Annotated in this window: 2 rRNA genes; both read right to left on the minus strand. The window is 56.5% G+C overall.

The window, feature by feature from the left end:
• A 23S ribosomal RNA gene (locus EAH68_RS14630) occupies positions 1–527 on the minus strand; the annotation flags it as partial.
• A gap of 444 nt (positions 528–971) precedes the next feature.
• Positions 972–2,490, minus strand: a 16S ribosomal RNA gene (locus EAH68_RS14635).
• Positions 2,491–2,804: the final 314 nt, after the last annotated feature.

Below are 2,804 nucleotides of genomic sequence, written 5' to 3' on the forward strand. Positions count from 1 at the left end.
CTGGGTATTCAGGCTTACCGGGTGGTCCCGGCAGATTCACAGCAGATTTCACGTGCCCGCTGCTACTCGGGAAAACGACAACACCACACACACCATCTTCACGTACAGGACTCTCACCTACTCCGGTGGGCCTTCCCAGACCACTTCCGCTGACAGTGCGCGCTAAGTGCGGGCGGCCGGCAGACCACCCCCATCGCATCCCACAACACCGCATGCGCAACCCCTGCCGGGTATCACACACACACGGTTTAGCCATCATCCGCGTTCGCTCGCCACTACTGACGGAATCATTAAATTTATTTTCTTCTCCTACGGGTACTGAGATGTTTCACTTCCCCGCGTCAACCTCCACCACAGCTATGTATTCACTGTGAGGTGACCACCCATCACGGTGGCCGGGTTTCCCCATTCGGACATCCTCGGATCAACGCTCAGTTGGCAGCTCCCCGAGGCATAACGCAGCCTCTCACGTCCTTCATCGGCCCAGTATGCCAAGGCATCCACCATGTGCCCTTCACACACAACACACACAACAACCACCAACCACCCCCCACCAAAGCAGGAAAGCAGTCTCGGGTCATCGGTGAACTGCGCAACACAACAAACCACACCACACACACCAGAAGCATGCGTGGTGTGCACACAAAAAAATAAAGATGCTCGCGTCCACTATACAGTTCTCACACAACACACCACCCCACCCACCCGAACACCACACAGAAACATCTGCGCACGTTCACGTAGTACAAGGTGGTCACCGGAAACAACGATGTTGTCCCAGACACCCAACAGCATGCCAACGCACTTACACATATGTTTGTGACCGTCCGGTCGTGACCACGCCCCTGCTGGTGCGCGTCCACCCGATTGATATCGGCAGGCGGGTCAACACTTGTGACCCACACCCACCATCTGTGGGCACCCATCATGATCACCAACCGGTGACCGGGATGCCCGATAAAGCTCCTTAGAAAGGAGGTGATCCAGCCGCACCTTCCGGTACGGCTACCTTGTTACGACTTCGTCCCAATCGCCGATCCCACCTTCGACAGCTCCCTCCACAAGGGTTGGGCCACTGGCTTCGGGTGTTACCAACTTTCATGACGTGACGGGCGGTGTGTACAAGGCCCGGGAACGTATTCACCGCAGCGTTGCTGATCTGCGATTACTAGCGACTCCGACTTCATGGGGTCGAGTTGCAGACCCCAATCCGAACTGAGGCCGGCTTTGTAGGATTAGCTCACCCTCACGAGTTCGCGACCTGCTGTACCGACCATTGTAGCATGTGTGAAGCCCTGGACATAAGGGGCATGATGATTTGACGTCATCCCCACCTTCCTCCGAGTTGACCCCGGCAGTCTCTCATGAGTCCCCACCATCACGTGCTGGCAACATAAGACAAGGGTTGCGCTCGTTGCGGGACTTAACCCAACATCTCACGACACGAGCTGACGACAACCATGCACCACCTGTACACCAGCCACAAGGGAAGACGTATCTCTACGCCGGTCCGGTGTATGTCAAGCCCAGGTAAGGTTCTTCGCGTTGCATCGAATTAATCCACATGCTCCGCCGCTTGTGCGGGCCCCCGTCAATTCCTTTGAGTTTTAGCCTTGCGGCCGTACTCCCCAGGCGGGGCGCTTAATGCGTTAGCTACGGCACAGAAGACGTGGAAGTCCCCTACACCTAGCGCCCACCGTTTACGGCATGGACTACCAGGGTATCTAATCCTGTTCGCTACCCATGCTTTCGCTCCTCAGCGTCAGTTACTGCCCAGAGACCTGCCTTCGCCATTGGTGTTCCTCCTGATATCTGCGCATTTCACCGCTACACCAGGAATTCCAGTCTCCCCTACAGCACTCAAGTATTGCCCGTATCGCCTGCACGCCCGAGGTTAAGCCCCGGAATTTCACAGACGACGCGACAAACCACCTACGAGCTCTTTACGCCCAGTAATTCCGGACAACGCTCGCACCCTACGTATTACCGCGGCTGCTGGCACGTAGTTAGCCGGTGCTTCTTATACAGGTACCGTCACTTGCGCTTCGTCCCTGTCGAAAGGGGTTTACAACCCGAAGGCCGTCATCCCCCACGCGGCGTCGCTGCATCAGGCTTCCGCCCATTGTGCAATATTCCCCACTGCTGCCTCCCGTAGGAGTCTGGGCCGTATCTCAGTCCCAATGTGGCCGTCCACCCTCTCAGGCCGGCTACCCGTCGACGCCTTGGTAGGCCATTACCCCACCAACAAGCTGATAGGCCGCGGGCTCATCCTGCACCGATAAATCTTTCCACCCCCCACACTAAAGGAGGGTCCTATCCGGTATTAGACCCAGTTTCCCAGGCTTATCCCGAAGTGCAGGGCAGATCACCCACGTGTTACTCACCCGTTCGCCACTCGAGTACCCCGCAAGCGGGGCCTTTCCGTTCGACTTGCATGTGTTAAGCACGCCGCCAGCGTTCGTCCTGAGCCAGGATCAAACTCTCCACAAAAAACTCGCATAAGCAGTTTTCAGGCGTAGAAAGCCCGAACCCAACAAAAACAGACAAACAACCAGCACACCACCACCACCCCCCAAAGGGAACAGTGGCAGCACACTTGGATTGTCATCCAAAAAAATCACAAACAAAACCATGTCCATGACCCGTGCGACCCCCACCCACCCTGACGGGGAAGGAAAAGAGAGCCACACAAAAAACTATCATGATCCACGGCCATGCCTGCACCACAAGCACACACATTCAGTGCGTGTTGTTTACAGTGGCACCCTTAAGGGCAGGCACCACCCGGCACGCACCCACCACAC

This window comes from Corynebacterium hylobatis (assembly GCF_003955685.1).
GTDB lineage: Bacteria > Actinomycetota > Actinomycetes > Mycobacteriales > Mycobacteriaceae > Corynebacterium > Corynebacterium hylobatis.